Source organism: Dickeya ananatis (assembly GCF_019464615.1).
Taxonomy (GTDB): Bacteria; Pseudomonadota; Gammaproteobacteria; order Enterobacterales; family Enterobacteriaceae; genus Dickeya; species Dickeya oryzae.
The window spans coordinates 3,873,326-3,897,782 of record NZ_CP040816.1; the positions used below are offsets into that span (position 1 = coordinate 3,873,326).

Consider the following 24,457-nt stretch of genomic DNA (forward strand, 5'->3'; position numbering starts at 1 on the left):
GTTTAGTCGCCGAGCGCATGTTGATGGCGATGCAACAACACGGTGAGCCGGCCAACCGCCTCAATCGCCTCATCCGACACCTGATGGTCGCGTAACAGTTGCTGATACTCATCCATTTGTGCCAGTAGTCGGGAAAAATGCAGGCTACGATCGCGAGTCGCGCCGATGACCTGCTCGGCCGTCGCTCTCATCTGACGGTGAAAAGCGGACAGCGTCGGGCTAACCGGCAGCACCAACGTCCGCAGGCGCTGGTGCATCATGATAAGCGACAGCGCCAGACGATATTTGCCGATTTCACCGGGAAACAGGTTGAGCAACAAAAACAGGTGTTGGTACAGCGCGGGCAGGTGGTTCTCCTGACGCCGTGCCGGACGGGTCGACAACGCCGATACTGCACCAAACACGAACCGGTTAAGCAGTGTACGGCCCGTTTGCTCGCGGGTATTGTCACGAATAAGCAGGATAACGCTCAATGCCAGAATACAGCCAATCACCTGACCAATCGCATTATCCAGAAACTGGGACAGATTGAACTGCATCGGGTTGCTGAGTACCATAATGTTGATGGTACTGGCCAACGCCCCCAACGACCCCAAACGTCGTTTCTGTACCTCAATGCCTATCACAAACGCGACACCACCGAGGCTCAGACACAGTAATAGCAGGCTTTGCTGGGTAGACGGCAGTACCAGCATGAACATCAGCGCGCCTAGCGGCAGTGCCACCAGCGTACCGATCAGAAAGTCTTTCGCCGCCACCAGTGGATTGGGTAAGCGCATCGCCAGCGAGGTCACTACCGCCAGCATCACCATACAAACGCTGCCTGATGTCCAGCCGGTCCACAACCAGAACAAGCATCCAAGTCCTGTGGCGACCGTCGTACGCACGCCGTTGATCATGGCATGGTGGGTTTCCGCCGAACTGGCCTTGACCGGGATATCAGCCTCCAGTAATGCCGCTTCACTCTGGCTGATGCGTACGTTAGTTTTCACGCCTTTCGCCAATAATTGGTAGCGTGCCGCCGCCCCCAGCCAGCTCACCAGTGTTGGCGGCAGACTGCGGCTGTGCGCCGCTGCCAGGTGGCGTAACTGCCGTAAACGCCGCTGTACGTCGGCGGGGGTCTCTGCCGGTTGTTCCAGCATCACGGCGATCGCCCCTTTGACGGCATCTGGGCGGTCTTGCTGCGTCAGGCGGGTTTCGCACGCCTGGGTAATCATGACCCAGGATTGGGTCAACAGCGTGGTTATACGGCGGCTGGCACCCTGCCAGCGTGACGACTCCATCATCAGTACACTACGCATCCCGTTGATGGCATGCGTTTTACGCACCAGACCATTCCAGACGACGTCCAGTTCCTCTTTTGATATGCCATTCACGCAACGTTGCAGCAAGTGGTATTGTCCCACCAACAGCTCTTCCACCGCACGGTCGATCTCCTGTTTGATCGATCGGGGCGAAAACAGCAGGTCAGCCAGAATGGCACAAACGATACCCAGCACGATTTCGCTACATCGTTCCACCGCAAATTGCAAAATACGCAACGGCTCGCTCTGGCTGGTCACGACAATAATCAGCGTCGTGTATCCCGCCAGCGCAAACACATAAGCGTTCTCTACTTTTACCAGCGACGAAATCCATACACAAACACCGGCCCACAAGCAGCACAACAGCAGCATCAATGCGGGAGCCCGAACAGTGGCGATGATAATCACCAATGCCCCAATACAGCCGATAAACGTGCCGATCACCCTGAGCATGCCACGGTGACGAATGGCACCAGAAAACGGGTCTCCGCCAGCCACAAAAGCCGGACCGGCCGCCACAATGGCAGCGGTCAATGCCGCCCAGCGCGGGGTTTCCAGTTGCAGGTGAAAACCCAGCACCAGCGACAATACGATGGCGGTGCTGAGTTTGAACGCAAACCGCAAGCGCAAAAACGCGGGTCTGTTGATCATAAGAAGACTCGCTTAGCCAAACTCACGCAGGCGGTGTAGCAGTTGCAGCAGCGGCGACATCGGCGTGGTGTTGCGGGTATGTTCACCGGTCACCACCACAGTGGCGGTGGTTCCAGCCGGATACAGGTCGCCCCATTGCTGATCGAGGCGAATTTTTACCGGTACCCGTTGCGCCAGCCGTACCCATTCCAGATTGGAGTCCACCGTCGCCAGACCTTTGCTATCAGAGGAACTGCTGCTGTTGGTGACCCCCGCCGCTATGCTGTCCACCGAGCCGAACAAAATCTGGTTGCTGCCCAGCGGCGTGATTTCCACCCGATAACCGGGGCGTACACCCGCCAGTTTGGTTTCTTCCATGTAGGCCAGCAGATAGAACGAATCTTTCTTCACCAGCGCCACCGCCGTAGAACCACGGGTAATGAATTCACCGGCATGCACATGTAAATTGGTGACCCAGCCATCCGACGGGGCTCTCACCACCGTGCGCGCCAAATCAAGTTTCGCCTGTTCCAGTTCAGCCTGTGCCTTCGCCAGTTGGTGCTGCGTGGTCTGCAACGCATTGCCGGATTGTTCTATTTCCTCACGCGACATCGCCTGCACGCCGAGGTGTAAACGGCGCGCCGACTCTCGTTTTTTCTCATCGACCAGCGCCTGATAATAGCCCACATCAGCCTGAGCCTCTTCCAGCGCCTGCTGGTAACGTGGTTGATCGATAACGAACAACACATCGCCTTGTTTCACCGGCTGGTTATCCTGCACTTTTACCTCGGTCAGCAGACCGCTGACATCGGGGGCTATCGCGACGACATCGGCACTAAAACGGGCGTCACGCGTCCAGGGGGATTCGGTGTAAAACGACCATACGCGCACCAGTGCTACCGCTGCCAACAACACCAGTAACAGTGTTATTGCCATGCGACTGAATTTTTTGATCATCACTTTCACAACAGATGTTTTCACAACAACCTCAAAGACCGAAACGGAACAGCAGATAGAACAGGCAGATAAACAGTGCGGTATTAAACAAAGCCGGGTGCCACACCAGGTCATAAATCCCCGTGGGATGCAGCAACCGGATGCAGACAAAAAATAACGCCAGCGCCACCAGCAGTACAAAAAATACCGGTGGAAACGACAAACCAAACAGCACCATAACCGGGAGTGAATTCATCCTCTTTTCCTTCTATTCCCCATATCCCCCTTACCGCGTCTGCTGCTCTCCCCCCTCTGGCGAAACAACGAGGAGGCGGTGAAAACAGAATGAATGTCCGTTTCCGCCAACAGGATTGCCGACGAATAAAGACCGAGCATTAACTGAATAATCGCGATGGTGGGTTCTGATGTAATGGGTATCGCTTACCATGCTACATCAGCGTTTTTAACCCTTTGAAACAACCAAAGCAGTGAAGACGGGTAATCGAGGCCACGCGTTGTAGCCAGACAAGCTATATTATGAAACGTTATTATTGTGTTATCTACGCAGCGTGATCTAAATCACTTTTAAGCCAGGGTTAACAATGGAACGATTAAAGAGTATGTCAGTGTTCGCCAAAGTGGTGGAGTTCGGCTCGTTCACCGCCGCTGCACGCCAACTGGCGATGAGCGTCTCCGCCGTCAGTCAGACGGTGACCCGGCTGGAAGATGAGCTACAGGTGAAACTGCTCAATCGCAGCACCCGTAGCATCGGGCTGACAGAAGCGGGTAGGATCTATTATCACGGCTGCCGACGTATGCTGCACGAAGCACAGGAAGTCCATGAGCAGTTATACGCGTTCAATAACACGCCAATCGGTACCTTACGCATCGGCAGTTCCTCCACCATGGCGCAAAACGTACTGGCCACGATGACCACAGAAATGCTCAAGGAGTACCCCGGATTATCGGTTAATCTGGTATGTGGCATTCCGGCACCGGACCTGATTGCCGATGGGCTGGATATCGTTATTCGGGTTGGTGCGTTGCAGGATTCCAGCCTGTACAGCACTCGCCTTGGTTCGATGCCGATGGTGGTTTGCGCCGCCAAAAGCTACCTGGCGCAGCATGCCGCGCCAGAAAAGCCCGGTGATGTGAGCAACGCGTCCTGGCTCGAATACAGCGTCCGCCCGGACAGCGAATTCGAACTGATCGCCCCGGAGGGCATCACCACCCGGCTGACGCCGCAAGGGCGCTTCGTCACCAATGATCCGGTTACGTTGATTCGCTGGGTGAAAAACGGCGCTGGCATCGCTTATGTGCCGCTAATGTGGGTATTTGAAGAGATCAAACGTGGAGAGATAGAGATCCTCTTTTCGCGCTACCACTCCGATCCACGCCCGGTATACGCGCTTTATACCCGCCGCGACAATCTGCCGTTAAAAGTACAGGTGTGCATCAACTACCTGACCGAGTACTTCAACAAGGTGGCGCTGATTTATCAGGGATACCGACAGGAGCACCCGCAAACCGGGTTACCGCAGAAATAACGCAGGCCGCGCAAAGGCGGCCTGCATTCATACTCTTAGTTGCATAACTTCTAGTTGCATCACGTCTAGTTGCATCGCTTCACTCAGGCGGTACCGCCTACCGTGATGCTATCCAGCTTCAACGTTGGCTGGCCGACGCCCACCGGCAGGCTTTGCCCTTCTTTGCCGCACACCCCGACGCCTCTATCCAGCGCCAAATCGTTGCCGACCATCGAGATCTGCTGCATGGCCTCAATGCCAGAGCCAATTAACGTCGCCCCTTTCACCGGCGTGGTAACGCGTCCCTTCTCAATCAAATACGCTTCAGACGTGGAGAACACAAATTTACCGGAGGTGATATCCACCTGACCACCGCCAAAGTTCGGCGCATACAGACCATATTCCACGCTGGCGATGATCTCCTCGGGGGTCGATTGACCTGCCAGCATGTAGGTGTTGGTCATCCTTGGCATCGGCAGGTGCGCATAAGACTCGCGGCGGCCGTTGCCGGTCGGTGCGACGCCCATCAGACGGGCATTCAGTTTATCCTGCATGTAGCCTTTGAGAATGCCATTCTCGATCAGCACATTGTATTGACCGGGAACGCCCTCATCATCCATCGCCAGTGAACCGCGACGCCCTTCCAGCGTGCCATCATCCACCACCGTACACAGCTCAGACGCCACCAGTTTGCCGACCTGACCGCTGAACACCGAGGTACCACGACGGTTAAAATCGCCTTCCAGACCGTGCCCGACAGCTTCGTGCAACAACACGCCCGGCCAGCCTGCGCCCAGCACAACCGGCATCGACCCGGCAGGTGCCGCGGCCGCCGACAAATTCACCAGCGCCATACGCACCGCTTCTTTAGCCCAGGCTTCCGCCCGCGCTTCGCCATCGGCCTGCTGCCAGAAATAATCGTAACCCGTACGTGCGCCACCACCGCTCGAACCACGTTCACGGCGGCCATCCTCTTCCACCAACACACTGACGGATAAGCGTACCAACGGACGGACATCCGCCGCCAGCGTGCCGTCGGTAGCGGCCACCAACACCAGTTCATACACGCCGGTTAAACTGGCAGTGACTTCCTGCACGCGCGAATCGGCTGCTCGGGCGGTGGCGTCAACACGTTGCAACAGGGCAATCTTCTCTTCACGACTCAGACTATCCAGTGGATTGGCCTGCGGGTACAAACCACGATGCGGCACCTCACCCAGCGTTTTCACCGTGCCGTTGCCCTGCTCACGCACAATACTGCGCGCCGCCTGCGCGCTTTGCTGCAACGCATTGAGCGTTATCTGATCGGCGTAGGCAAAACCGGTCTTTTCCCCGCTGATAGCGCGGATCCCTACCCCTTGATCGATATGCCAGGAGCCGTCCTTGATGATACGGTCTTCCAGCACCCAGGATTCGTGGTAGCTCGACTGAAAATACAGATCGGCGTAATCAAGACGCCGCTCACTCAACGTGCCCAGAATGGACTGTAAATCCTGATGGCTCAGTTTATTGGCCGTGAGTAATTGCTCACTGACAAATGTCAGACTCATAGAATGTCACTCTTATTGTCAATGTCATCAGATAACCAGACCGCCGTTACTGGCCTGCCGCACCGGCGGCGTTGGCTTTTTGCGGTTCACGCACTACTTCCTGAATCTTCGGTTGATCCACACTACCGGAAATGTGGTAACGAATCAGGGAAATTTTACTCCACAGCGGCCCCAGCACTTTACTGGCGGCAAAGACCGCCGCCCCGATAACCGGGTTCACCGCAAAGGCCGTGGCCACACCGACAGTAGCGGAAATTTCCGGTGCCACCACCGCCTCCATCGAAATATCACGCTTCACCAGGTCAACATCACCTTTCATGGCGATATCCGCTTCGAGGCCGTCCACCAGCAGATTATCGGTGTGTAGCACGCCATCTTTTATCCACGCCGTGCTGCGAACCGAATCAAAGTAAAACCCTTTACCGAACGTATCGCTGAAATCAAACTGTAGCTTACGCAGCAGCGCATCGAAACTCACCAGACGTAATAATTGCCCGGCCTGACCGGTACCGACGTTAACAATCTCACCCTTGCCGATATCGGTTTTCAAAATACCGCTCAGGCTCGGGATATGCGGTGCCCACGGCGAGCCGCGCCAGTACAGGTCATAGTCGATTTTGAATGCCCCTGCACGCAACGGTGTTGCCAGCCCCAGCCAGTCGGCGTTGTCACTCAGGCTGTTGCCAGACAACTGCCCTTTTATCGCCGTGCGGGTACCTTCGCCGCTTTCCTGCCAGCTGCCATCCAGCGTTAATTTGGCTTTGCCGTTATCAACCAGCCCATTGGTCAGCACCAGCTTGTTGGGTTCCGGTTGTAATGCGCCTCTCACCTGCCCGATATTCTGCCCCATCAGCCAGCATTCACGGCACTCAAATTGCAGTGCCGGTAAGTCTTCAAAGCGAATACTGGGATCGTTGAGCGGTGATTTTTTCTCCGCCAGCGCGGCTGGGTTGGTGGCATCGTCCCCCTGCCATTGCGGGTTGTAATACAGATAGCGCACATCGCTGCGCCACTGTCCGGCAGCGGGAATCAGCAATCGGCCGTCAATCTCCCTACCGGTGGCGGTGATTTCACGGCCGCCGTTCTGGGTACGACTGGTAAACATCAGGTCATGCCACTGCTGGCCCAGTACCTTCAATTCCGGCGTCGTCAGCACTACCCGCTCCGGCCACTGGAAACGGCTGACCCCGGCCTGCGTGCTAGCTGCGTTGCGCACGCCGGGCAGCAGCGCCAGCCAGCGCTCGCCATCCAGCGGTGGCAATACCAATGTCAGCGATGAATCGTCCGGCAGCGAAGGCGGTTTCGCGCCTTCCTGCCAGGCGGCTCGCACTAGCATGACTTTGCTATCTTTAAGCAACCACTGGCTGTTGAAAGACTGTTTTTTCCCCAAGGTACCGCCAAGCGAGAAACCACGTTCATCCCCTTTGGCGTTCACCTGGAGCCCCAGTGCGCTGCCTCCCGCTTTATTCAAGGGCGACGGTAAGTGGCTACTTACTTCCTTGAGATCGCCCTGCACGGCAACGTCATAACTGGCAGGGCCGCGACGTGGCAGTGTGACCTGTACGGTGCCCTGCCAGCCGGTATTGCCGTCTAACGACGCGGCTACCGGTTTGGGCAGCCCCGGCAGGCGGGACAACGCCCAACTGCCCTGTAACCCAACATTCACCAGAAACGCCTTTTCCTGCTCCTGGGTCGAAAAGTTGAACGTGAGCGGCTGATCAAGCCAGCGCGCCTGCAACGTCTGGCTGGCAAGATTACCGTTATCGTAGTGGAACCGCCCGCTGACTGACTGGAGAGAGACATCCAATGGCTTGATAAACAGCGGGTTATTATTTAACGCAACATCACCACTGGCTTTTACCTGCCCACCATTGAGCGGAATATCCAGATGCAGGTTCCCCTGAACCTCTCCGCCAATCTGAATTTGCGTCAGCGCACTGCCAATCGAGTCCTTCATAGGTGTTTGAGCGAAGTAATCGCTCACTTCTTTACCGCTTCCGCTGATATCGCCGTCGATCAACAGCTTCTCTTTGCTGTAATCCGGAATGATGGCGTTGATGTTACGCCCGTCGGCATCGCCCAGCTTTATCTGCGGTGCCTGCATCCACAAGCCGTTGTTAAGGAAATTCAGTGTGATATTCAGGTTATCCAGCGCAGGCCAGCCGGGCTGAAACTCAAAGCGTGATTTCTCAAGCGGCACCCAAACCTGAAATTGCCCTTCCTGATGCTCGAACGGAAACTGCGCCGGATTCCCCGCGAATACCAGTGTGGCGTTGTCCACCTGACCTGATTTGATAGCACCGGTCAGGTAATCCACCAGGTTTTTGCCCATAAAAAGCTCGGGGTAGTAGCGCCAGGCGTCAGCCGCATCACCAAGCCGGATCCCGGCAAGAATATCCAGCCGGGGTTCCCCCTGAGCCGGGTGACGGTAATGGAAATCCCCATTGGCCCACAGCGAATGGGAGCGCACATCCAGCCCCTGCCCCCACAATTCCCAGCCTTGTGCATCATTACGCCAGTCCAGCGTGGCGTTCGCCTGCTGGATATCCAGCGGTGCACGGAACATGTCCTGATACGGCAACGTGCTCTGCGTCAGGCTCACCTGCGTCCGCCCGCGCGCCAGACTCCCGAGCGCGTCACCAGAGACATGATTCGCACCTGGCAACAATTGCCAGTTTTTCCAACCGACATCCTGCCAGCTCACCTGAAAACGGGTTTGCTCCGGCTGTTGTAACGGAATATCCAACGCCAGCGTGGTCAGTTGCCCTTGCGGTTGCAACGCCTGCCAGCGGGTTTTTAACTCCGGCGTGGTGGTACTAAGCAGCGGCAGCAACGGCCCCAGCCGCTCCAGCGCCAGATGACGACCACGAATACGCAATTCAGCGGAACGATCAGGCCCCAGCAGTTGGTTATCTTCTGGCAGCCACAGCGCAGACAGTTGCCCTTTCGGCCACGCGACACCATCCGTGGACAGATTCAACGACGGTACATCCAACTGCCAGCCGCTCTGGTAACGACTGACGTGCAATGCCAGGCCGTTAACCCCTAACTGATGCAATGTGTCGCCATCGCGCCAACTGGCATCCCCCTGATTGAGCAGTAGATCGCCGCCGTAGACATCGCCTTCTCGCACCTGCAACCAGGCAGCCAGACTGAACCTGGCACTCTCCAGACCGGTGTTACTACGGATCCAACGGCCCAGCCACGGTTTCATATCGATGTTATCAGCTTGCAAATACACCACGCCGTTATTCAGCCAGCCTTGTTCATCACGCAAATCCATGCGGACCTGCACCACACCGTGTTGGCCATTGAAACTCGATAAACTAATCTGCCCTTCCGCACGGTGTCGGTTTTTACCGTTCAGCCAGGTCAATTGGGGGATTTGTAACTCAGCCTGAGTGCCCGACGGAGTCAGAAAGCGGATGCGGCTATTGCGTAGATCGAAGTGATCGAACTGGCGCAGAAACAGTGAGCCAAGTTGATCCGGCTCCCAGCTACGGGTGCGCTGTCTCTCAGGGTCGATCGGTTTTTTGAGGTCGAGTTGCAGGTGATAAAACGTAAGATCGCGGAATTTCCACTTCAAATGCAGCAATGACTGCCAGACATCCAGCGCCACTGAAATGCGTTCGGATTGCCACTCGGCATCGGGATGATGAATACGCAGGTTAGTAATATCCAGCGTCGGCCCAAAGGTTTCCCAACTGCCGCTGAGGCTATCCACTTCCATCGGCAAACCAGTGGCAGACTGTGCCCAGGCCACGATCTGTGGCCGGAAAGTATCCAACGTCGGCAGCACCATTCTCAGGCCGCTGACCAGCAACGCGGCCAGCACAACCAGAACGGCCCCCGTCGCTGCTACTATTCCAGGCAATCGCTTTATGCCGGGCAGTCGCCTCACACCTGTCTCCTCATTATTCATCACCGGCGACGAGCGAAAACCGTCACAGAGAAAACCCGCAACCGGTATCCGGCGACGGGCGGCATGACGTTACATCATGACCACATCAAACTGTTCCTGACTGTACAGGGGTTCTATCTGAACCTTAACCTGCTTACCGACGAAAATTTCCACTTCCGCCAGCGCATGTGATTCGTCGCTTTTCAGTGCCTCGCCCACCGCAGGTGAAGCGTAGACCAGGAAACGATCAGAGTCATAGGCATGATGCACACGCACGATTTCGCGCATGATTTCATAGCACACGGTTTCCACGGTTTTGACCGACCCACGACCGTGGCAGGTTGGACACTCGCTGCATAACACATGTTCTATGCTCTCACGGGTGCGCTTGCGCGTCATCTCCACCAGTCCCAATTGAGAGAAGCCGCTGATACCGGTTTTGACCCGATCCTTGCTGAGTGCCTGCTCCAGCGAATGCAGTACGCGGCGGCGGTGATCTTCATTCGCCATATCGATGAAATCGATGATGATAATGCCACCCAGATTGCGCAGCCGAAGCTGACGAGCGATCGCCTGCGTCGCTTCGATATTGGTGTTAAAAATGGTTTCGTCCAGATTGCGGTGACCTACAAACGCACCGGTGTTGATGTCGATGGTGGTCATCGCTTCCGTCTGGTCGATAATCAGGTAGCCACCGGATTTCAGTTCCACTTTGCGATCCAGCGCCCGCTGAATCTCGTTTTCGACGTCGTACAGGTCGAAAATTGGCTGTTTGCCGCTGTAGTGCTCCAGCTTGCTGGTCATTTCCGGAATGTATTCCGCGGTGAATTCCAGCAGGGAATCGTACGTCAGCTTCGAATCAACGCGGATGCGATCCAGCGATGCACCGGCAAAATCCCGCAAAATACGGTGTGCCAGCGCCAGTTCGCCATATAATTTACACTTGGTCTGGTTGCGTTTTTTACGCTCCATCACCTTGGTCCACAGGCGCTTGAGGAACGCCGCGTCCTGTGCCAGTTCTTCTTCACCCACGCCTTCAGCAGCGGTACGGATAATAAAACCGCCTTGCTCGTCGCAGTAATCGGCCACCGTCTTTTTCAGGCGTTCGCGCTCAGCTTCACTTTCAATACGCTGAGAGACGCCGACATGCGAAGCACCCGGCATGAAAACCAGATAACGCGACGGCAACGTGATATCGGTGGTCAGGCGCGCGCCTTTGGTGCCAAGCGGGTCTTTCACCACCTGAACCATTAAATCCTGCCCCTGACGCACCAGCTCGGCGATATCGCGTACATGAAAGTTTTTCTGCTCGTCGCCCGCTACGCATTCGGTATGCGGCATGATATCGGACGCATGCAGAAACGCCGCCTTATCCAGACCGATATCGACGAAGGCAGCCTGCATCCCCGGCAACACACGGCTAACGCGACCTTTATAAATATTGCCGACAATCCCGCGCCGGGCTTCACGTTCAATATGGATTTCCTGCAAGATGCCGCCGTCAATATAGGCAACACGCGTTTCTGAAGGGGTAATATTTACCAGCAATTCAGCGGTCATGGGTTCCTCGTTCTTTACGCTGTGCAGAAAAATGTGTGAACAATTCAAGCGTTTCCACCAATGGCAACCCTACCACGGCGTGGTAACTCCCGAAAATCGATTTAACGAAACATCCGCCTTTTCCCTGAATACCGTAAGCGCCCGCTTTATCCATCGGTTCGCCACTGGCGATATAGCGTCTGATCTCGTCATCGGTAAGCGTGCGGAATTGCACCTCGGTGACGACACGCGCCGATACGCTCTCACTGCGGTCTGCCAGCGTCAGCGCCGTCATCACCTGATGACGCTGACCCGACAACGATCGCAGAATGCGAGCGGCATCGTCTTCATCCCGAGGTTTTTCCAGCACCTGACCGTTTAGCACCACAATCGTATCCGCACCCAGCACCGGTAAATCCAGCGGTGCCGCCGCGACGCCAGCCGACGCCTTGTCGTGCGCCAGACGGCTGACATACTGTTCCGGCGCCTCACCGGGCTGACGTTGCTCAGCGACATCAGTCTTCACGATATCGAACGACAACTCCAGCAGGGTTAGCAACTCTCGACGGCGGGGCGACGCAGAAGCCAGATACAGATCGATCATCACATTTCTCTTATTATTTTCTGGTTATTGAATAGCAAACTGGCGACGAATCTTGCGCATCAGCAGGAACAGCCACGGCCACAACACCCCGTCGACCACACTATTCCAGAAAATTTCCGGTCGTAAAGAGACATTGATCACCAGGAACTCAGCCCAAAACACCACTAAATCCAGCACCAGCGACAGCAGCATAACGATCAACGCCTGCTGCCATAACGCCATGTTACGGAACAACTGGAATTTGAACGCCACCAGATAGGCGACGATGCTAAGCCCCAATGCCCGAACCCCCAGCGTAGAACCGAGAATCAGGTCGGTTACAATACCCAGAACAAACCCGGTTCCGACGTTGACCCGGTGCGGCAACGCCATCACCCAGTAAATCAACACCAGCGTCAACCAGGAAGGACGGTACATATAAAGATCGTCCGGCCAGGGCATAATCTGCAAGACCATCGCGACCAGAAAAGAGAGCCAGATAATCCAGTAACCTTGACGATGATAGCTACTCATCGGTTTCCTCCCGACGTAGCGGGCGCAGGCGTCGTTCCCTGCGGCGGCGGCGCCTGACTCGTCGGTTTAGATGGAGCATTACCATTCGTTTTCACGGATGAGGATCTCGTCGGTGACGCTTTCGCTGGAGCAGCTTTCGCAGGCGGTGCGGGCGGGCCGACAAAATCAGGCGCTGGCGTATTGGCTGACGGCGGCGCAGGCGGCCCCATTTCTTCCGGCGATGGCAGTACATGCGGCATCATCTGCATCAGACGCTCATTCGCCACCTGATGCACCTCATCTGGCGGCAACGCAGCACGGGAATTGCTGTCTACGCCCCACATCAGCAACAGGTAACGCAAACGCTGCAATTCAGCAGTAGGGTGTGCCTGAATCACCGTATAAGCACGCTGAGTATCCACTTTCACGGATGAGACCACGGCGACCGGGTACCCTTCCGGAAAACGACCTCCCAAACCGGAGGTGACCAGGACATCGCCCACCCGGATGTCGGTATTGTTGGGCAGGTGTTCCAGTTGCAAATCTTCGTTGCAGCCATTACCGGCGGCGATAACGCGGATATCGTTGCGCAGCACCTGAATCGGCAGCGCATGAGAGGCGTCGCAAATCAGCAGTACGCGGCTGGTAAATTGCCCTACTGCGACAACTTGACCCACCACACCTTTATCACTGATGACTGGCTGCCCTTCGTACACACCGTTGACATTCCCTTTGTCGATCACCACTTGATCACTGTAAGGATCGGTACCCGAGGAGAGCACCTGCGTGACCATCTTCTGCTCTTCCTGACGCAGCGGGGAGCCCAGCAGTTCACGCAAGCGGGCATTTTCCTGACGGAATTGCCCCATCAACAGCAGATCGCTGTTTTTCAGCAACAATTCCTGGCGCAGCGCTGTGTTTTCACGCTCCAGTTGCTCGCGGGAGGTCAGATCGGCAGACAGTTTATCCAGCATGGCACGCGGGCCATTAGCCAGAAAATAGAAGGGGCTGACGGCAGTGTCCATGTACGTTCTGATTTTGACAAACGTACCGAGCCGACTGTCAGCAAAGATAATCACAATTGCGGTAATGACAGTAAGAAAAAGGCGCAGTTGCAGGGAGGGGCCCCGGCTAAAAATCGGCTTCATAAAATTGCGTATTCCTCGACAATAAAAAGGGGGCTACCACGCGGGATGAATCCAACAGATTTTCATCCATGCGATAGGTCCCCCTTATTTATTCTGGCCGGTTTATTCTTCGCTGAACAAATCGCCGCCATGCATGTCGATCATTTCCAACGCTTTACCACCGCCGCGCGCAACGCAGGTCAACGGGTCTTCCGCCACCACGACCGGAATGCCGGTTTCTTCCATCAGCAGGCGATCGAGGTTGCGCAGCAACGCGCCACCGCCGGTCAACACCATACCGCGCTCAGAAATATCGGACGCCAGTTCCGGCGGGCATTGCTCCAGTGCCACCATGACGGCGCTAACGATACCGGTCAGCGGTTCCTGCAACGCTTCCAGAATTTCATTGGAGTTGAGGTTGAAACCGCGCGGTACGCCTTCCGCCAGGTTACGACCGCGCACTTCGATTTCGCGCACTTCGTCGCCCGGATAGGCAGAACCGATTTCATGCTTAATACGTTCAGCGGTAGCTTCACCGATCAACGAGCCGTAGTTACGGCGTACATAGTTGATGATGGCTTCATCGAAACGGTCACCGCCGATACGTACAGAGGAGGAGTACACCACGCCATTCAGGGAGATCACCGCGACTTCGGTCGTACCACCACCGATATCCACCACCATAGAACCGGTTGCTTCAGATACCGGCAAACCTGCACCGATTGCAGCCGCCATCGGTTCCTCGATCAGGAACACTTCACGGGCGCCAGCGCCCTGAGCGGATTCGCGGATAGCACGACGTTCAACCTGGGTTGCACCTACCGGCACACACACCAGCACACGCGGGCTCGGGCGCATAAAGCTGTTGCTGTGCACCTGCTTGATGAAATGCTGCAGCATTTTTTCGGTAACGAAGAAATCGGCGATCACGCCGTCTTTCATCGGACGAATGGCTGCAATATTACCCGGTGTACGGCCCAACATTTGTTTGGCTTCATGACCAACGGCGGCCACGCTTTTAGGAGAACCGGCACGATCCTGGCGAATAGCCACCACGGAAGGCTCGTTCAGTACAATGCCTTGTCCTTTTACATAAATCAGGGTATTGGCGGTACCCAGGTCGATGGACAAGTCGTTGGAAAACATGCCACGAAATTTCTTAAACATAACTAAAGGATAATCCTGCAAGCTGGGGGCGGAAATGAAATCCGCTTACTGTACCAACCACACGCAGCAGCGACAAGGCGCTAACCGGCTCTGCTACGGTGAAAAAATGATGTTTACGTAAATTGCCATGATAATGAATGCCTGCAGAACAGCGATCCTTCTGGCAGCGACTGGGGTTCTCGCGAGCTGCCCCCGAAAATTGCACGAACCACCGACATAAAATCTAACATTTTCGTGCGTGCCAGCCCGTTCAGCAAACCGGTCAGCGACGCTATGGCGCCGACATTCTACGCTAGTTTATTCGGATTTTGACATCAAACATGCGTGCGTGGTGAATATTTTTTCAGCGTGTTACTCACCGGTTCCGACAACGCGAACAGATCACCCTGTCCGCCGCAAACGCCTTTATCCAGCAATGTCTGCCACTCCTCTCGCGTACGCACACCGGAGGCGAACACATGCGCGTTTGTGCCTTTGCACGCTTCGGTCAGGCTGCTGACAAACAGCTGATTCTCCGGCCGCTTATCCAGACTACGCACCAACCCCGGATGGAGCTTGATCACCTCCACCTGTAACGACTTGATGTAGGCGGTGCTGACCAGCGTCAGCCCGGCCTGCGTCACCGCCAGTCGGCAACCCAGACCCGTTATCATCGCCAGTATCGGACGCAAACGGCCGATATATTGACACACATCCGCCTCGGCAAGTTCAAACAATAATCGCGTACGTTGCTTTTTCGGACACTGGAGTAAGGTTTCGCGCAGCCAGCGCAGGAACGGCCGTTGCAACAGCGAATCCACCGTAATGGGGAAAGCCAGTACCGAATCCTGCCAACTGACCGTCAGGGCAATCACCCGGCTGATCAACTGTCGGTCATAACCGGAGGTTAGGCCAAGCTGACGCACCAGCGGCATGTACTCAGCCTCCAGCAATTCCTGGGTGCCATCATAAATTCTGCTAAACATTTCCCGGTGGTGTACCTCGCCTTCACGGGTAATCGCCGGTTTTTGATACAGACGCGGCCCGCCACGCAACAAGGTGTGTTCCAGCAGCGTTCTCCACCTCACGCTACCCCGGCCTTTTTCCGGTACCCGTCGGTCATATACACACCAACCATTCCCCCCTTGTAATACCGCGTTACGGGTCGCGTCCTCCACACTTTCCATTACCTGTTCGGTACTTTGCCCGCCGTGATAGGCAGAAATGCCGATGTGTAAAATATCTTCCCGATCGATAAGTGAGGTCGTCGGCAAGATATCGATGGCTTTCACCAGTTGGCTGGCGATGCTATCCGCTTCTTTCAGGTTGCAATGCGGCAGCAGTACCGTGAAATCGCTGTGGTAATAGCGCGCCAGCAGCGCGGCGGGGTAGCGTAAAACAAACGTAGACAACAGGTTAATCAGGGTATTGCGATACTCATCCAGCACCCCGCCATAACCGTGTGTTTCCTGCAGGGTGTCAAAGTCTGGCAGGCGGATCATCATCACCACACCATGGGTGCCGACATCTTCCGTGTCGTCCAGTTGCGTCGCGAGCTGATTTTCAAAAAATAACCGGTTATTCAAGCCGGTTTGCGAATCCTGCGCCGCGAATGATCGAATCAGGGTATCGACCCGACTACGGGCCTCACGCGCTTCCGCCAAATCCAGCAGCAATTGGTCCAGCGCGCCGCTGGCCATTGCAGGCCACTCATGCACCGAGCCATGCATCACGGTATCGCGTTCACCGGCCAAAATCCGCCGGGCGCGCGCCTCCAGCTGTTCTTGCCCAGCCATCTGCCGTCGCAACCAGCGCACGCCATGAAAGACGATTATCGCGATCAGCAGTATCGTCAGCACAATCGACAACGTGGATTTAAGATAGCGTGGCATGCCAAATAACGGATCAACGTAGGTGACGTTGACCTTTACGTCCGCGTGGTGCAACAGCGATAAGCTGGTGTGACGGTACAGCAAGGCCCGCTCCCCACCTTCAGACACCACCTCTGGTAACCGTAGCCAGTAGAGCCGTTCATGGCCGTCGCGCAGTTCCAGTTCCACAATGCCAGCCGCCTTCATCACCGCGGGCAACCAGAACTGGATATTATCGGGGGCCTGAACCAACAGAGCCTGATCAATACTCGCCGCCACGGCCCTGAGCTGATGATCCATCCGTTGCTGGCTATAACACACAAAACTAAAAATGCTACTGGCCAACACCAAACCCACGGCCAGTGTCGTCAGCAGCGTCATTACTATTGATATTCTGGCAGTCAACCCCATCCCTGCGCCTAACTCCGTATCAATGAATTGAAAAGTGCTTTCATGAGAGACTTTGTGTGTTGTTTGCGATTTATCAGTTCGCATACTACCCGTTACAAATATAGTCCTTAAATGATTTACCTCTATTTTTGTCCCCGATAAGGAGAGTTTTTATGCGTGCAATCGTGCTCGGGCAGCAAGATGGCCGGACAGTGGCCAACGTTAGCACTATTGAACCATCACAATTACCTGATGGCGATGTCACTGTCGACGTCGATTGGTCCAGCATCAATTATAAGGATGCGCTGGCGATTACTGGCAAAGGTAAAATCATTCGCCAGTTCCCGATGGTGCCGGGCATCGATTTTGCCGGCACCGTGCGCCATAGCGCTCATCCGGATTTTCAGGCCGGGCAGTCTGTGGTACTGACCGGTTGGGGCGTGGGTGAAAATCATTGGGGTGGCCTGGCAGAACAGACCCGCGTCAAGTCTGACTGGCTGGTGCCATTGCCACAGGGCCTGACACCGCGTCAGGCGATGATCATCGGCACCGCCGGGTTTACCGCGATGCTGTGCGTGATGGCACTGGAAGAGGGGGGCGTCACCCCGGCGAGCGGTGATGTGGTCGTCAGCGGTGCCAGCGGCGGCGTCGGTAGCACCGCCGTTGCACTGTTGCATGCATTGGGATATCAGGTAACGGCTATCAGCGGCCGGGCGGACAATAGCGCCTATCTGCAACAACTTGGTGCTCATCAGGTACTGGACCGCGCAGAATTCGCCGCAACCGGTCGACCACTGGAAAAACAGCGTTGGGCGGGGGCTATCGACACTGCAGGCGACCAGGTACTGGCGACGCTGCTGGCCCAAATGCATTATGGTGCCACCGTTGCCGCCTGCGGGCTGGCGGCAGGCGTCTCACTGCCCACCACGGTGATGCCATTCATTCTGCGCAACGTACGCCTGCAAGGTGTCGATTCGGTGATGACGCCACGCGCACGTCGTCAGGAAGCCTGGCGTCGTCTGGCGACACTGCTGCCCGCCTCTTTCTACGAGCAGGTGACTCAGGAAATCTCGCTGGAGCAGGTTCCCGCCACCGCCGCCGCACTATTGGAAAACCGGGTAACCGGCCGTACGCTGGTGCGCATCGCTAGCGCACACTGAAAACCCTCGGGACGGGCCATCTCTCGCCCGTCTTTATTCCTATTTTGTAAAAGCCGGTAAAATATACCGCCCGCTAAAAAAGAACGATTCCCCGCCACATTATTTCGCCGCATACTGCTCCCACGCCCATCACTCACCAGCAGGGCGTAGCGTTAACGCGAATCCCCAGCCTGACACCAATAATCAAAAGCGGGAGTTCACCATGTCCAGACATCGCAAACTGACTGGCGCCGACGTGACGCCAGAATCGCTGTTCTATCAGCGCCGCACCGTTCTTAAGGCGTTGGGGCTGACCGCCGCCACGCTGAGCCTGTCGCCCGCCGCACGCGCCGACCTGCTCAACTGGTTCCAGGGAAAACGCGCACCTGCCGCCCCACCCGGCAAGCCGCTGACATTTAGCCAGCCGCCACAATGGCACCCTGATCTGGCGCTAACGCCGGAAGACAAAGTCACCGGTTATAACAATTTCTATGAATTCGGTCTGGATAAAGCCGACCCTGCCGCTAACGCGGGTGGTCTCAAGACCGAAGGATGGACGGTGCGGATCGACGGTGAAGTCGCCAAACCCATCACGCTGGATATCGACGATATTCGCCGCCGTTTCCCGCTGGAAGAACGCATCTACCGCTTTCGCTGCGTCGAAGCCTGGTCGATGGTGATCCCGTGGGTCGGGTTTGAGTTATCTCAATTGATAAAACAGGCTGAACCGACCAGTCATGCCCGTTATGTCGCCTTTCAAACCCTGTATGACCCGGCACAAATGCCTGGCCAAAAAGATAGCTTTATGGGGGGCGGTCTCGATTACCCGTATGTCGAAGGGTTGCGTTTAGACGAAGCTATGCACCCGCTGGCCTTCCTGGCCGTTGGTGTTTACGGCAAGACGCTGCCACCGCAAAACGGCGCGCCGATACGGCTGGTCACACCGTGGAAATACGGCTTCAAGAACATAAAGTCCATCGTGCATATCAGCCTCACACGTCAACAACCGCCTTCAACCTGGAATCTGGCGGCACCTAATGAGTACGGGTTTTACGCCAACGTTAACCCTAATGTCGATCATCCTCGCTGGTCGCAAGCCAGCGAACGGGTCATCGGTGCCGGTGGGTTGCTGAACGTCCAGCGTCAGCCGACGTTATTGTTCAACGGCTATGCCGATCAGGTCGCCTCGCTGTATCAGGGGCTGGATTTACGGGCCAACTTTTGATCGACTCAACCTATGACTCCCGCCACGTTGCGGGCGTTCATCTCTATATAGGAACATGACGGTATGCGTCTGACCTCCCGACACATCATCGCCCTGAAAGTCGTACTGCATCTGGCGGCGCTCCTGCCGCTACTCTGGCTGGTGTTCGCCGTTAATCAGGGTGCGTTCAGCGCCGATCCGGCAAAAGATATCCAGCATTTTACCGGCAGAATGGCGCTGAAACTGCTGCTGGCGACACTGATGGTGACGCCGCTGGCACGCTACGGTAAACAGCCGCTGCTGATCCGCTGCCGCCGTCTACTGGGGCTGTGGTGTTTTGCCTGGGCCTGCCTGCATCTGCTCAGCTATGCGCTGCTGGAGCTGGGGGTTAATCATCTCGATTTGTTGGGAAAAGAGATTCTTCTGCGTCCTTACCTGATGCTCGGCATGGCAAGTTGGCTGATACTGCTGGCATTAACCGTGACCTCCACCCAGTCAGCACAGCGCAAACTGGGATCAGGCTGGCAAAAGCTGCACAATCTCATTTATCTGGTCGTGATCTTAGCTCCTGTTCATTATCTTTGGTCGGTAAAATCGCTGTCGCCATTACCGATCATGTACGCTTCCGTTGCCTTCATATTGCTGCTTTTTCGCTACCAGAAGTTGCGTCGATGGCGTCGTTAATCAGCACTATCTGTACGCAGAAGACGGTATTTTTCGCGTATTTTCGTAAAATTTTGTCAATGGCGCCGCAGGTAACTCCGCAGATAAGACCAGTATTTGGCTGCTAACTGCTACGATATGGCTATAATGTCCAAACCGTGCGGATGAAAAGGGACATTTTCGCTCCGCAAAGGGTGACAAACGGATAGCTTCGCGTTATGTTGTGCGCCACTGAGCCAATCGAGGGAGATAGCAGCACAATGGCAGACAAGTTTCACATTTTGCTCCTTAACGGTCCAAACCTGAATCTGCTGGGAACCCGTGAGCCGGATAAATACGGTCATACGACGCTGGCGGAGATCGTGAGCCGACTGGAACAAGATGCGGCAGCGCTGAACGTGCGGCTTTCCCACCTGCAGTCAAATGCGGAACATGAGCTGATTGACCGTATCCATCAGGCCAGAGGAAACACTGACTTCATTCTGATTAACCCGGCAGCGTTTACCCACACCAGTGTGGCGCTACGGGATGCTCTGTTGGCGGTCGCCATCCCGTTTATCGAGATCCACCTGACTAACGTGCACGCACGTGAACCTTTCCGTCATCACTCTTACCTGTCTGATGTGTCAGCTGGGGTGATCTGCGGTCTGGGGGCAGATGGATACCATTATGGTTTACAGACAGCGGTAAAACGCCTGTCAACGTCCAATTAACCATTTCCAATTAACAAGAGTACGGAACCACATTCATGGATATTCGTAAAATCAAGAAACTGATCGAACTGGTTGAAGAATCCGGCATCGCCGAACTGGAAATCTCCGAAGGTGAAGAGTCGGTACGCATCAGTCGTGCTCCGGCACCGGGTAGCTACCCGATGATGCAACAGGCCTACGCACCGATGCCGCAGCAGTTCGCACCAGCGGCCGCTCCGGCAGCCGCGCCAGCCGCTGCTGCTGAAGCCGCCGCACCCGCTGCCATCAGCGGTCATGTGGTACGTTCACCGATGGTAGGTACCTTCTACCGTACGCCGAGCCCGGACGCGAAACCGTTCGTGGAAGTCGGCCAGCAGGTCAAAGTCGGCGATACCCTGTGCATCGTTGAAGCCATGAAAATGATGAACCAGATCGAAGCAGACAAAGCGGGTGTGGTGAAAGCCATTCTGGTTGAAAGCGGCCAGCCGGTTGAATTTGACGAGCCATTGGTTGTCATCGAATAACGAGGCTTACCATGCTAGATAAAATTGTCATCGCCAACCGTGGTGAGATTGCGTTGCGCATTTTGCGTGCCTGTAAAGAACTGGGCATCAAAACCGTCGCCGTGCATTCCACTGCGGACCGCGATCTGAAACACGTATTGCTGGCGGACGAAACCGTGTGTATCGGTCCGGCTCCGTCGACAAAAAGCTACCTGAATATTCCGGCGATCATCGCAGCGGCGGAAATCACCGGTGCAGTGGCTATCCACCCGGGTTACGGTTTCCTGTCTGAAAACGCTGACTTCGCTGAGCAGGTTGAACGTTCCGGTTTTATCTTCATCGGCCCGCGTGCCGACACCATCCGTCTGATGGGTGACAAAGTGTCTGCCATCAGTGCCATGAAGAAAGCCGGTGTTCCCTGTGTACCGGGTTCTGACGGCCCGCTGGGTGACGACATGGATAAGAACCGCGCTATCGGTAAGCGCATCGGTTATCCGGTCATTATCAAAGCCTCTGGCGGCGGCGGCGGTCGCGGTATGCGCGTCGTGCGTAGCGAAAAAGAGCTGGAACAATCGATCGCGATGACCCGCGCAGAAGCGAAAGCGGCGTTCAACAACGACATGGTCTACATGGAAAAATACCTGGAAAACCCGCGTCACGTGGAAATCCAGGTACTGGCAGACGGCCAGGGCAACGCCATTTATCTGGCGGAGCGCGACTGTTCCATGCAGCGTCGTCACCAGAAAGTGGTGGAAGAAGCGCCAGCACCGGGTATTACCTCCGATCTGCGTCGCTATATCGGTGAACGCTGTGCCAAGGCGTGCGTCGACATCAACTACCGCGGTGCCGGTACCTTCGAGTTCCTGTTTGAAAACGGCGAGTTCTATTTCATTGAAATGAACACCCGTATTCAGGTAGAGCACCCGGTAACCGAAATGATCACCGGTGTGGACCTGATCAAAGAGCAGTTGCGTATTGCTGCCGGTCAGCCGCTGTCCATCAAGCAGGAAGAAGTGAAAGTTCGTGGTCATGCGGTGGAATGCCGTATCAACGCTGAAGACCCGAACACCTTCATGCCAAGCCCAGGTAAAATCACCCGTTTCCACGCACCGGGCGGTTTTGGCGTACGTTGGGAATCGCACATTTATGCGGGCTATACCGTACCGCCGCATTACGATTCCATGATCGGCAAACTGATCACTTACGGTGAAAGCCGCGACATCGCCATTTCCCGCATGAAGAATGCGTTGGCTGAGCTGATCATCGATGGCATCAAAACCAATGTGGAATTACAGATGCGCATCATGTCCGACGAAAACTTCCAGCATGGTGGGACTAACATCCACTATCTGGAGAAGAAACTCGGTCTGCAGTAATTCTCTGCACCAATAAAACGGGTCGGCCTGCGTCGGCCCGTTTTTGTTTCCCCTCAACTCACCGCGTTCTGCACCAATACATCGATTTTTCGCTGGGCAATTGGCTAACATGCCGTAAAATCCCCTGTTTTGTGTCATCTATACACACTGATTCCTGCTGGATTTAGGGGGAAATCATGGATAAACGCTTTTTGCAGGCTCACCGCGAAGCCCGTTGGTCACTGGTGCTAACGCTGGCCTATCTGGTAGCCTGGGTGCTCTTTGCCTATCTACCCGACAACCATCCCGGCCTGACGGGCCTGCCGCACTGGTTCGAGCTGGCCTGCCTGCTGCTGCCGCTACTGTTCATCGGTCTGTGCTGGCTGATGGTACGCGTCATCTTCCGCGACATATCACTGGAGAATCACGATGCAAAGTGATGTCATCCTGCCGTTGATGGCTTACCTGCTATTGGTATTCGGTCTGTCCGTTTATGCCTGGCGGCGTCGCCAACAGGGTAACTTTCTCACCGAGTACTTTATCGGCAACCGTTCGATGGGCGGCTTCGTATTGGCGATGACGCTGATTGGCACGTATGTCAGCGCCAGCTCGTTTATCGGCGGCCCCGGCGCGGCCTATAAATACGGGCTAGGCTGGGTACTGTTGTCGATGATTCAGGTACCGACGATGCTGTTGTCACTGAGCATTCTCGGTAAGAAATTCGCGATTCTGGCCCGCCGCTATAACGCCATCACACTGAATGACATGCTCTACGCCCGCTACGGCAGCCGCTTACTGGTCTGGTTTGCCAGCCTGAGCCTGCTGGTGGCGTTTATCGGCGCGATGGCGGTGCAGTTCATCGGCGGTGCCCGGTTGCTGGAAACCGTAGCGCATGTACCCTATAACATCGGACTGTTGATTTTCGGCATTACCATCCTGCTCTACACCGCGTTCGGCGGCTTTCGCGCCAGTGTACTGAATGACGCGTTACAGGGCATCGTGATGCTGATAGGCACGCTGTTGCTGCTGGCTGGCGTGATCTACGCCGCAGGCGGATTGCCCGCCGCCGTCGGCAAACTGGCGCAGATCAATCCGGCGTTGGTCGATCCGCACGGCAGCAACCAGATCCTGTCCGCCCCGTTCATGACCTCGTTCTGGATACTGGTGTGTTTTGGCGTGATTGGCCTGCCCAATACCGCCGTGCGCTGCATTTCCTATCGCGATAGCAAGGCGCTACACCGCGGTATCCTGATCGGTACGGTGGTCATCAGCGTACTGATGCTGGGGATGCATCTGGCTGGTGCGCTGGGGCGTGCTATCCTGCCTAACCTGACCATTCCGGATCAGGTATTGCCGGAACTGATGCTCACCGTGCTGCCGCCACTGGCAGCCGGGATCTTTTTGGCCGCACCGACAGCAGCCATTATGTCGAACATTAACGCGCATTTACTCCAGGCTTCCGCCACGATCGTGAAAGATCTCTACCTGAGCGTCTATCCTCAGAAGATAAGCAACGAGCGTTATATCCGCCATCTATCCAGCCTGACCACCCTGCTGCTCGGCTTGCTGGTACTGCTGGCGTCATGGCGACCGCCGGAAATGATCATCTGGCTGAACCTGCTGGCGTTTGGCGGGCTGGAAGCCGTGTTCCTGTGGCCGCTGGTGCTGGGCCTCTACTGGGAACGTGCTAACGCCGCAGGCGCGCTGAGTTCGATGTTCAGTGGGGCTATCAGCTATACCCTGCTCGCCAGCTTCAATATCCAGCTGGCGGGCTTTCATCCGATTGTGCCATCGCTGCTGTTAAGCCTGGTGGCGTTTATTCTGGGTAACCGCGTAGGGCGTCAGCCCGCATCAGCGATTGCCGCATCTTCATCACTTTGAGGTC

The 24,457-nt window shown here is 55.8% G+C and carries 20 protein-coding genes; 9 read left to right on the top strand and 11 right to left on the bottom strand.

The genetic code is table 11. From position 1 onward, the window contains the following. Positions 1-2: 2 nt before the first annotated feature. Genes aaeB through aaeX form a run of 3 tightly spaced genes read right to left on the bottom strand, consistent with a single transcriptional unit; the run spans position 3 to position 3,126 of the window. Positions 3-1,955: a p-hydroxybenzoic acid efflux pump subunit AaeB gene (aaeB, locus tag FGI04_RS17245; protein WP_407274412.1), complete on the bottom strand. Its 1,953-nt coding sequence runs from the start codon at positions 1,953-1,955 to the stop codon at positions 3-5. A 12-nt stretch (positions 1,956-1,967) separates the two neighbouring features. Next, positions 1,968-2,891: a p-hydroxybenzoic acid efflux pump subunit AaeA gene (gene aaeA / locus FGI04_RS17250; protein WP_407337358.1), complete on the bottom strand. Its 924-nt coding sequence runs from the start codon at positions 2,889-2,891 to the stop codon at positions 1,968-1,970. Between the two features lie 31 nt (positions 2,892-2,922). Next, the gene (aaeX, locus tag FGI04_RS17255; RefSeq protein WP_342698985.1) at positions 2,923-3,126 is read right to left on the bottom strand and encodes a p-hydroxybenzoic acid efflux pump operon protein AaeX; all 204 of its coding nucleotides are present in this window, start codon (positions 3,124-3,126) and stop codon (positions 2,923-2,925) included. 346 nt (positions 3,127-3,472) lie between these two features. On the opposite strand from aaeX, the gene aaeR reads away from it, so the two are divergent. After that, positions 3,473-4,417 (top strand): HTH-type transcriptional activator AaeR, encoded by a 945-nt coding sequence (aaeR, locus tag FGI04_RS17260; RefSeq protein ID WP_407274411.1) that lies wholly within the window; start codon positions 3,473-3,475, stop codon positions 4,415-4,417. 83 nt (positions 4,418-4,500) lie between these two features. On the opposite strand, the gene tldD is transcribed toward aaeR, so the two are convergent. From tldD to csrD, 8 genes are all read right to left on the bottom strand, one after another. Further along, the gene (tldD, locus tag FGI04_RS17265; RefSeq protein WP_342698987.1) at positions 4,501-5,946 is read right to left on the bottom strand and encodes a metalloprotease TldD; all 1,446 of its coding nucleotides are present in this window, start codon (positions 5,944-5,946) and stop codon (positions 4,501-4,503) included. 46 nt (positions 5,947-5,992) lie between these two features. Beyond that, entirely contained in the window at positions 5,993-9,829 is a 3,837-nt protein-coding gene (yhdP, locus tag FGI04_RS17270) for an AsmA2 domain-containing protein YhdP (protein WP_407337359.1), read from the bottom strand. 108 nt (positions 9,830-9,937) lie between these two features. Continuing rightward, positions 9,938-11,407 (bottom strand): ribonuclease G, encoded by a 1,470-nt coding sequence (gene rng / locus FGI04_RS17275; RefSeq protein WP_342698988.1) that lies wholly within the window; start codon positions 11,405-11,407, stop codon positions 9,938-9,940. Continuing rightward, positions 11,397-11,990, bottom strand: coding sequence for a Maf family protein (locus tag FGI04_RS17280; protein ID WP_342698989.1), 594 nt, complete (start codon positions 11,988-11,990; stop codon positions 11,397-11,399). Before FGI04_RS17280 ends, rng begins: the two co-directional genes overlap by 11 nt. 24 nt (positions 11,991-12,014) lie before the next feature. Beyond that, positions 12,015-12,503: a rod shape-determining protein MreD gene (mreD, locus tag FGI04_RS17285; protein ID WP_434964870.1), complete on the bottom strand. Its 489-nt coding sequence runs from the start codon at positions 12,501-12,503 to the stop codon at positions 12,015-12,017. Next, positions 12,500-13,630 (bottom strand): rod shape-determining protein MreC, encoded by a 1,131-nt coding sequence (gene mreC / locus FGI04_RS17290; RefSeq protein WP_342698990.1) that lies wholly within the window; start codon positions 13,628-13,630, stop codon positions 12,500-12,502. The genes mreD and mreC overlap by 4 nt, the downstream gene beginning before the upstream one ends. Before the next feature lie 102 nt (positions 13,631-13,732). Next, on the bottom strand, positions 13,733-14,776 hold the full coding sequence (gene mreB, locus FGI04_RS17295; RefSeq protein ID WP_012883014.1) for a rod shape-determining protein MreB: 1,044 nt from the start codon (positions 14,774-14,776) through the stop codon (positions 13,733-13,735). Positions 14,777-15,090: 314 nt separating this feature from the next. Further along, entirely contained in the window at positions 15,091-17,037 is a 1,947-nt protein-coding gene (csrD, locus tag FGI04_RS17300) for an RNase E specificity factor CsrD (protein WP_342699019.1), read from the bottom strand. Positions 17,038-17,189: 152 nt separating this feature from the next. Here csrD and acuI point away from each other — a divergent pair, with 152 nt between their 5' ends. The 8 genes from acuI (at position 17,190) to panF (ending at position 24,453) form a co-directional block, all read left to right on the top strand. Then, the gene (gene acuI / locus FGI04_RS17305) at positions 17,190-18,176 is read left to right on the top strand and encodes an acrylyl-CoA reductase (NADPH) (RefSeq protein ID WP_407322146.1); all 987 of its coding nucleotides are present in this window, start codon (positions 17,190-17,192) and stop codon (positions 18,174-18,176) included. A 202-nt stretch (positions 18,177-18,378) separates the two neighbouring features. After that, positions 18,379-19,380, top strand: coding sequence for a protein-methionine-sulfoxide reductase catalytic subunit MsrP (gene msrP / locus FGI04_RS17310; protein WP_407274409.1), 1,002 nt, complete (start codon positions 18,379-18,381; stop codon positions 19,378-19,380). A gap of 63 nt (positions 19,381-19,443) precedes the next feature. Then, a complete protein-coding gene (gene msrQ, locus FGI04_RS17315; RefSeq protein ID WP_342698992.1) occupies positions 19,444-20,043 on the top strand; it encodes a protein-methionine-sulfoxide reductase heme-binding subunit MsrQ in 600 nt (199 codons plus the stop codon). 239 nt (positions 20,044-20,282) lie between these two features. Next, the gene (gene aroQ / locus FGI04_RS17320; RefSeq protein ID WP_168364732.1) at positions 20,283-20,735 is read left to right on the top strand and encodes a type II 3-dehydroquinate dehydratase; all 453 of its coding nucleotides are present in this window, start codon (positions 20,283-20,285) and stop codon (positions 20,733-20,735) included. A 35-nt stretch (positions 20,736-20,770) separates the two neighbouring features. Continuing rightward, positions 20,771-21,238, top strand: coding sequence for an acetyl-CoA carboxylase biotin carboxyl carrier protein (accB, locus tag FGI04_RS17325; RefSeq protein WP_016943126.1), 468 nt, complete (start codon positions 20,771-20,773; stop codon positions 21,236-21,238). 11 nt (positions 21,239-21,249) lie between these two features. Beyond that, entirely contained in the window at positions 21,250-22,593 is a 1,344-nt protein-coding gene (accC, locus tag FGI04_RS17330; RefSeq protein WP_012883007.1) for an acetyl-CoA carboxylase biotin carboxylase subunit, read from the top strand. Between the two features lie 176 nt (positions 22,594-22,769). Beyond that, positions 22,770-23,012, top strand: coding sequence for a YhdT family protein (locus tag FGI04_RS17335; RefSeq protein ID WP_016943127.1), 243 nt, complete (start codon positions 22,770-22,772; stop codon positions 23,010-23,012). Next, positions 23,002-24,453 (top strand): sodium/pantothenate symporter, encoded by a 1,452-nt coding sequence (gene panF, locus FGI04_RS17340; RefSeq protein ID WP_407337034.1) that lies wholly within the window; start codon positions 23,002-23,004, stop codon positions 24,451-24,453. The genes FGI04_RS17335 and panF overlap by 11 nt, the downstream gene beginning before the upstream one ends. The last annotated feature ends 4 nt before the right edge of the window (positions 24,454-24,457 follow it).